This is a genomic window from Streptomyces sp. AA1529, from assembly GCF_000280905.1.
Classification (GTDB): Bacteria; Actinomycetota; Actinomycetes; order Streptomycetales; family Streptomycetaceae; genus Streptomyces.
Map to the genome: position 1 here is coordinate 261854 of NZ_ALAP01000015.1, position 8436 is coordinate 270289.

Genomic DNA, 8436 nt, shown 5'->3' on the forward strand with positions numbered 1-8436 from the left:
GCTGGACGTACTGCTGGCAGTGGGGGCTGGAGGACGGCTCCGGCGCCGAGCACGGGGCGCTCGCCGCACTCGGGCTGGCCCGGGCCGGTGCCGGCCGGCGGGTGCGGTGCCTGGCCGTGGCACCGGACGACGGCCGGCCCGAGCAGGAGGCCGTCGCCGGGTTCGCCCGGTCCAGCGGCCGGCACTTCCCCACCTTCCGGCTGGCCACCCTGCGCATCGGCGCCGGAGTGGACGCCGCTCGGGCCGCCGCCGAGGAGTTCGGCGCTCCGCACGGCGCCGAGCTGCTCCGCCGTACGGACGGCCGGTTCGCGCGGTCCGTGGAGCGGTTGGCCGGACTGCCCGCCGTCCGGCCCGCGCCGCTGCGGCCCGGCGGCACCTACCTGATCACCGGTGCCACCGGGGCGCTCGGCCGCTGGCTGGCCGGCGAACTCGCCCGGCGGTACGCCGCCCGGCTGGTGCTGGTCTCGCGCGGTGCCGAACGGCACCCGGAACTGGCCCGCCGGGTGGCCGAGCTGGGCGGTGCGGCGGAGCTGGTCTCCGCCGACGTCGGCGACCCGGCGGGAGCTCGGCGCGCGGTGGCCGGGGCCACGGCGCGGTTCGGCTCCCTGGACGGGGTCTTCCACCTCGCCGGGGTCTCCGACGACACCCCGCCCACCGAGGTGGACCCGGGCCGCTTCGCCGCCGGGATGGCGGCCAAGGCCCAGGGGACCGCGCATCTCGCCGCCGCGACCGCGGACCTGCCGACCGCGCTGTTCGTCGTCTTCTCCTCGCTGGCCTCGCTGCTGGGCGACTTCGGCGGCACCGGATACGGCACCGCCAACCGGTTCGCCGACGCCTGCGCCCTGCGCCGGGCCGGAGCGCTCACGCTGGCCTGGCCGCTGTGGACGGCCGGCGGACTCGACGAGCGGCTGGACGAGGCGCAGTGGGCGGCCTACCGGGCGCTGGGCTTCGCCCCGTTCGGCCCGGACACCGGCTGGGCGGCGCTGGAACAGGCGCTGGCCGCCGACGAGCCGTGGCTGGTGCCCGCCGTGGGCGACCAGGACCGGATCGCCCGTAGCCTGAGCGCCCCCGCAATCACCGCTCCGCCGCCCGAGGCGCCCGCGGGCACCGGGCCCGTGCCTGACTCCGGGCGCGCGACCGCCGGCGCCGAACTGCGCGCCGTCGCGGTCGGGATGCTGCGCACCCGGCTGTCGGCCGTCCTGAAGGTGCCGGCGGAGCGGATCACCGAGACCGAGACCCTGGACCGGTTCGGCATCGACTCCGTGATGATCATGGAGCTGAACGCGGCCCTGGCCGACTCGCTGCCGGACCTGCCGCAGACCCTGTTCTTCGAGCACCGCACCCTCGGCGCACTCGCCGACCACCTCACCGCACACCATCCCGAGGAGCTGCGGCGGCTGCTGCCGGCGCCGGGCCCGGCACCGGCAGCAGAACCGGATCCGGCACCGGACGCGTCGGCCGGTCCGGTGGCAGCGGCCCCGGCCGCACCCGGTACCCCGGCCGCACCCGGTACCCCGGCCGCACCCGGTACCCCGGCCCCGGCAGCAGCCGCCGTGCCCGCGCCCCCGTCCGCACGTACCGCCGAAGCGGACGACATCGCGATCATCGGCATCAGCGGGCGCTACCCCGGCGCCGACGACCTGGACGCTTTCTGGTCCCGGCTGCGGGCCGGAACCGACGAGATCACCGAGATCCCCGGCGACCGCTGGGACGCCTGGGCCCACCACGACCCCGAAGGCCGCGCGCCGGACTCGGTCACCGGCCGCTGGGGCGGCTTCCTGTCCGCCGTCGACACCTTCGACTCGCGGTTCTTCCGGATGTCCCCGCCGCAGGCCCGCGCGATGGACCCGCAGGAGCGGCTGTTCCTGGAGACCGCCTGGGCGGCGCTGGAGGACGCCGGATACCCGCCGACCCGGCTGCCCAAGGCCCACCACGCCGACTCCGGCCTGGACGTGGGCGTGTTCGCCGGGGTGATGTGGGGCGACTACGCCACCCTGGCCGCAGAGGAGTCCTTCCGCGGCAACCCCGTCTCCGTGCCCGCCAACCGTGCCTCCGTCGCCAACCAGGTCTCCTACTTCGGCGACTTCCGCGGCCCCAGCCTCACCGTCGACACGGCCTGCTCCTCCTCGCTGGTCGCCGTCCAGCTGGCGGCGGAGAGCCTGCGCCGCGGCGAGTGCGCCTACGCGCTGGCGGGCGGGGTCAACGTCCTGGCACACCCGCTGAAATACGTGAACCTCAGCCGGATGAACATGCTCGCCGCCGACGGGCGGTGCCGTTCCTTCGGTGCGGGCGGCACCGGATACGTGCCCGGCGAGGGCGTGGGCGCCGTGCTGCTCAAGCCGCTCGCGGCGGCGCGTGCCGACGGCGACCGCATCCACGCGGTCATCCGGGGCGACGCGGTCAACCACGGCGGCCGCACCAACGGCTACACCGTGCCCAACCCGGCCGCCCAGCAGGCGCTGATCGAGCGGGCCTGGCACGCGGCGGGACTCGACCCGGCCGACGCCGGCTACATCGAGGCGCACGGCACCGGCACCGCGCTCGGCGACCCGATCGAGCACGCGGCGCTGGAGCGCGCCCTCGCCGGGCGCGGGCTGGCTCCCGGCAGCCGCGCGCTGGGTTCGGTCAAGTCCAACGTCGGCCACCTGGAGGGCGCGGCGGGCATCGCGGCGCTCACCAAGGTGGTGCTGCAACTGCGGCACCGGGCGCTGGTGCCCTCGCTGCACTCGGCCGCCACCAACCCGAACATCGACTTCACCCGCTCCGTGTTCGCCGTGCCGCAGGAGCCGGCGGCCTGGCCGCGGACCGCACCGGGCCGGCCGCGGCGCGCGGGGATCAGCTCCTTCGGCGCGGGCGGCACCAACGCGCACCTGGTCGTCGAGGAGTACCGCGACGACCGGGTGCCGCCCGCGCCCCGCGACCAGCCCGAGGTGCTGGTGCTCTCCGCACTCACCGAGGAGCGGCTGCGCGTGTACGCCGGACGGCTGGCGGCCGCGCTGTCCGCCGACAACCCGCCCCCGCTCGCGGACGTGGCCCACACCCTGACCGCCGGCCGGACCGCGATGCGCCACCGGCTGGCGCTGACCGCCCGGGACACCGCACGGGCCGCGGCGCTGCTGCGCGCCTTCGCCGCGGGGGAGCGGCCCGAGGGCGTCTTCACCGGCGACGCGGACGCGCCGCACGCGCTCGGCGACGTGCTGGCCGGCACCGCGGCCGGAGCGGAATTCGTCCGGGGGCTGTTGCGCGAGGGGCACCCCGACCGGCTGGCGCGGCTGTGGGCCTCCGGCGCCGACCTGGACTGGTCGGCGCTGCCCACCGGTCCGGTGCCGCCGCGCATCGTGTCGCTGCCGACCTACCCCTTCGAGCCCGAGCGCCACTGGCTGACCACCACCGCGCCCGGTGCCGTCGCGCCCGGTGCCCTCGTGCCCCGCACCGCCGAGGTGCCGCCGCTGGTGGTACCGCCCGCCGAACCGGTCGTCGCCGAGCACGAGGTGGCGGGGGAGCGGGTGCTGCCCGGCGCCGCACATCTCGCCCTGGCCGCACAGGCCCTCGCGCCGGGCCGGACCGCGTTCGCGGTGAGCGCGGTGCGCTGGCAGGCGCCCGTGGTGGTCGGCGACCGGGCCGCGCGGCTGGAGCTGTCGGCCGTGCCCGCGGACGACGGGATCGCCTACGAACTGCGCGAAGGGGACGGCGTCCGCTCCCGCGGCGTGCTGCACACCGAGCCGTCCCCCGAGCCGGCCCGGGTCGACCGCGCGGCGCTCTCGGCCCGGTGCGGCACCGAGGTGGACCCGGCGGGGATGTACGCGCGACTGCGCCGGGACGGGCTGCGCTACGGGCCGTTCTTCCGGCTCGCCGAGTCCGTCCGCACCGGCGACGGCGAAGTCCTGGCCCATCTGCGCGCCGCGGCGCCGACGCCGCCCGGGTACGCCGTGCACCCCGGGCTCCTGGACGCGGCGCTGCACGTACTGGCCGCGGTGGTGGCCACCCAGGACGCGCCGCCGATGCCGTTCGCCGCCGACCGGGTGACCGTCCACCGGCCGCTGCCGCACTCCTGCCATGTGCACGCGGCCGTGCGCGACGGGAGGTGCGAGGTCACCGTGTTCGACGACGAGGGCACCGTCTGCCTGACCGTCTCCGGGCTGGTGCTGCGCGCCCGCGCCGCGGCCGGACCCGACTTCCTGCATGTGCCCACCTGGACGCCGGCACCCCCGGCGGCGCAGCACCCGGCGGACGAGGACCCGGCGCACGAGGACCTCCCGCACGAGGACCCGGCGCACGAGCGGCCGGTGCTGATCGTCGCCGGGGCGGCCGACACCGTGCTCGCCGACCGGATCGCCGCCGCGCACCCGGACGCCGAGGTGCTGCGCCGCGCACCGGGCGAACCGGCCGCGGACTTCTGCGGACTGCCGGGCGCGCACCGGGGCCTGGTCTACTTCCTCGGCTCGGTGACCGGCCCCGACGACCGGCGGGACGAGTCGGTGCTGGCGCTCTACGGGCTGCTCGCCCAACTGCACCGCCGCGGCCTGCTGCCGGGGCCGCTGCGACTGAAGGTGATCACCGGGGACACCTGCCCGCTGGGCGAGCGGGACGCCGCCCGGCCCGGCGCCGCGGGCCTGGCCGGGCTGGCGATGACCGTGGACAGCGAGTTCGGCGAGCTGCGTACCGCGCTGCTGGACGTGCGCGGCACCGAGGCGGCGGCCGCACCGGACCGGGTGGCGGCGGCGATCGTCGCCGAACCGTGCGCGCCTCGGGTGCGCCAGGTGCTGCTGCGGGACGGGGTCCGCTGGACCCGCAGGCTGCGCAGGGCCCGGCTCACCGCACCCGAGCGGCCCGCGTTCCGCGACCGCGGGGTGTATCTGCTGGTGGGCGGACTCGGCACGGTCGGCTTCGACACCGCCCTGCACCTGGCCGGCCGCTACGCCGCCCGCCTCGTGCTGGTCGGCCGCGGTCCGCTCGACGACCGCAGGCGGGCGCAGCTGGAGCGGATCGCACAGGCCGGCGGCGAAGCGGTGTACCTGACCGCCGACATCACCGACCCCGCGCAGACGGCCGCCGCCGTGGCCGAGGCCAAGCGCCGGTTCGGCGCCCTGCACGGGGTGCTGGACGCCGCCATGGTGCTGGTCACCACCCCCTTCGGGGAGCTGGACGCGGAGCGCTTCGGTGCCGCGCTGCGCGTCAAGACCGAGGGCACCCGGGTGCTGTGCGACGCGATCGCCGGCGAACCGCTGGACCTGGCGCTCTTCCACTCCTCGGGCATCTCCTTCGGCGGCAACCAGGGCCAGGCCGGGTACGCGGCGGGCAGCGGCTACCAGGACGCGTACGCGCTGGCCTTCGGCCGCACCGCGCCCTTCCCGGTGCGGGTGGTCAACTGGGGCTTCTGGCACGACGGCGGCGACCGGGACCGGCAGCGCGCCCTGGAGCGGCTGTCGGCCTCCGGCGTCACCCCGATCGGCGCCGCGGAGGGCATGCGGGCGCTGGAGCTGGTCGCGGGCGGTCCGCTGCCGCAGGTGGTGGCCAGCAAGGCCGAGCAGCGCGTGCTGGCGGGGATCGGGGTCGAACCCGGCCCGGGCGTGGAGCAGATCGGGCACGCCGAGGCGGCCCCGCTGCCCGTGCCCCCGGTGGCCTCCGACCCGGTGCGGGCCGGGCGGGCCGCGGCGCAGCTGCGCGCCGACCGGGCGCTCGACGCGCTGGCGGTCCGGCTGCTGACCGGTGCGCTGCGCGACCTCGGCGCCCGCCTCGACGCCGGGCACCCGGAGGACCGGCAGGCGCTCGCCGGCCGGCTCGGGGTGGTGCCGGAGCACCGTGCGCTGTTCGACGCGGCGCTGGAGATGCTGTCCGCTGCGGGCCTCGCCCGGCTGACCGGCGGCCTGTTCGAGGGCACCGCGCGGGCGCAGACCGAGGACGTCGCCGCGGCCTGCGCCGACCCCGACCGGGCCGCCGCCGCGCTCGTGGCCGGCCATCCCGGCGCGCGGCCCGCCGCCGAACTGCTGGTGCGCTGTGTACGGGCGCTGCCCGACGTGCTCACCGGCCGCCGCGACGGGGTCGACGTGCTCTTCCCCGAGGGGTCCTCCGACCTGGTCTCCCGCTTCTACCAGGCGGACCCCGTCATGGAGCAGTACAACGAGCTGCTGGGCCTGCTGCTGGCCGAAGCGGTCCGGACCGCACCCCGGGACCGGGCGGGCGATCCGGTCCGCGTCCTGGAGGTCGGCGCGGGCACCGGCGCCACCACACGCGCCGCGCTGGACGCGCTGGCACCGTTCGGCGACCGGGTGCACTACACCTTCACCGACCTGTCGTCCGCCTTCGTCCGGCACGGCCGCCGCGCGTTCGGCGACCGGGAGGGCACCTCCTTCCGCGTCCTCGACATCGAACGCCCGCCCGGCGAGCAGGGGTTCGGCGACGAGGCGGGCTACGACGTCGTACTGGCCGCCAATGTGCTGCACGCGACGCGGCGGATCGGGACGACTCTCGACCACGTCAAGGACCTGCTGGTGCCCGGTGGTCTGCTCGTGGTCGACGAGGGCGTCCGGCCCGCCGCCTATCTGACCCTCGTCTTCGGCCTGACCAGCGGCTGGTGGCTGCCCGAGGACACCGCGCTGCGGCTGCCCGCCGCACCCGTGCTCAGCGCGCCCCGCTGGCTGGACGCGCTGGCCGCGGCCGGGTTCGCGCCCGCCGCCGAACTGGCGCTGCCCGACGAACCCGCCGGCCAGCGCCTGATCGTCGGCCGCGCCGACGGGCTGCGGACGCGCCCGGCCCCGCCGGATGGATCCGCGCAGCACACCGGAGCACCGGGGCACCCCGGAGCACCGGAGCAGCCCGGGCCGCAGCAGCGGAACGGAGCCGTGGAACACACCGGACCGCGCCACGCCGAACCGTCCGGCGCACCGGCCCGCACGTCGCGGGAGGCGACCGAGCGGCAGGTGACCGAGGTCTTCGCCCGGGTGCTGGAACTGCCCCCGACCGGCTCGCACCCGACGCGGCCTTCGCCGACCTGGGGGTCGACTCCCTGGTGGCCCTGGAACTCACCAAGGCACTGGAAGCCGACCACGGTTCGCTGCCCGCGACGCTGCTGTTCGAGCGGACGACGATCCGGCGGCTCGCCGACCATCTGCACTCCCGCGCGGGCGGCCCGGCGGCCGCGGCGCCGGAGCCGGCCGCGCCGGTGCCCGCACGGCCCGCACCGGCCGAAGCCGCCGTCGCACCGCCCCGGGCCGCGCACCCCGCCGCTCCCGCACCGGCGGCCGCGCCCCCACCCGCACCGCCGACGCCGTCCGCAGCGCGAACGGGCCCGCCGCCCGCACCCCGGCCCGCCGCACCGGCAGCCGCCCCCGCGCCGGTGGAGGGCCCGCTGCGGGCCGCCGTCGACCGACTGTCCGACGCCGAGGTCGACCGGATGCTCACGCTCCTGGGCGCTCTCGCCACCACGACCGACGAGAAGGGCGATACCGCATGACAGCGCCGTCCGAGCCCGGCCGCCCCGTCACCGGACAGGCCCCGGCCGACCGCCGCGAACTGCTCGCGCGGATCCTCGCCGACCTCGGCCTCGCCGCCGCGCCCGCGACCGAGGTCGCGATCATCGGCGTCGCGGGCCGCTACCCGCTGGCCGACGACCCCGGCCAGTTCTGGCACAACCTGCGCGCCGGACGCGACTGCGTACGCGAGGTCCCCGCCGACCGGTGGTCGGCGGCCGACCACTACGACCCGGCGGGCGGACCCGGCCGCAGCTACAGCAAGTGGGCCGGATTCCTCGACCACGTGGACGCCTTCGACCCGCTGCTGTTCCAGATCTCGCCGAGCGACGCGGAGGACATGGACCCCCAGGAGCGGCTGTTCCTGGAGACCGCCTGGGCCGCCGCCGAGGACGCCGGATACCCGCCGCGGTCCCTGGGGGACGGCGGTCCCGTCGGTGTGTTCGCCGGGGTCATGAACAACGACTACGAGTGGATCGGGGGCGAGGCGGAGGCCCGGGGCGTGTTCACCCACGCGCGCTCCAACCACTGGTCGGTGGCCAACCGGGTGTCCTACACCCTCGACCTGCACGGCCCCAGCCTGACCGTGGACACCGCCTGCTCCTCGTCGCTCACCGCCCTCCACCTCGCCGTGCAGAGCCTGCGCAGCGGCGAGTCGGCGCTGGCCCTCGCGGGCGGCGTCAACCTGATCCTGCACCCCTCCCACCTGTGGCACCTCTCCGACCGGCGGATGATCTCCCCCGGACGGCACAACCGCGCCTTCGGCGCCGGTGCCGACGGCTTCGTCGACGGGGAGGGCGTCGGCGCCGTGCTGCTCAAACCGCTGGCCGCCGCGGTCGCCGACGGCGACCGGGTGCTCGGCGTGATCCGCGGCAGCGCGCTCAACGCCGGGGGCCGCACCAGCGGTTACACCGTCCCCGACCCCGGCAGCCAGGCCGCCGTGATCTCCGAGGCGCTGCGCAGCGCC

At 77.3% G+C, this 8436-nt stretch carries 2 protein-coding genes and 1 pseudogene; all 3 read left to right on the top strand.

Going from position 1 to position 8436, the window contains the following annotated elements; genetic code table 11:
- Positions 1–317: 317 nt before the first annotated feature.
- Positions 318–6605: pseudogene (locus A949_RS38705) on the top strand (SDR family NAD(P)-dependent oxidoreductase); the annotation flags it as partial.
- Entirely contained in the window at positions 6575–7453 is an 879-nt protein-coding gene (locus A949_RS39705) for an acyl carrier protein (protein ID WP_443332984.1), read from the top strand. The pseudogene A949_RS38705 and the gene A949_RS39705, both read left to right, overlap by 31 nt.
- The coding region (locus A949_RS39710; protein ID WP_037705814.1) for a beta-ketoacyl synthase N-terminal-like domain-containing protein at positions 7450–8436 on the top strand (987 nt) is incomplete at its 3' end. The genes A949_RS39705 and A949_RS39710, both read left to right, overlap by 4 nt.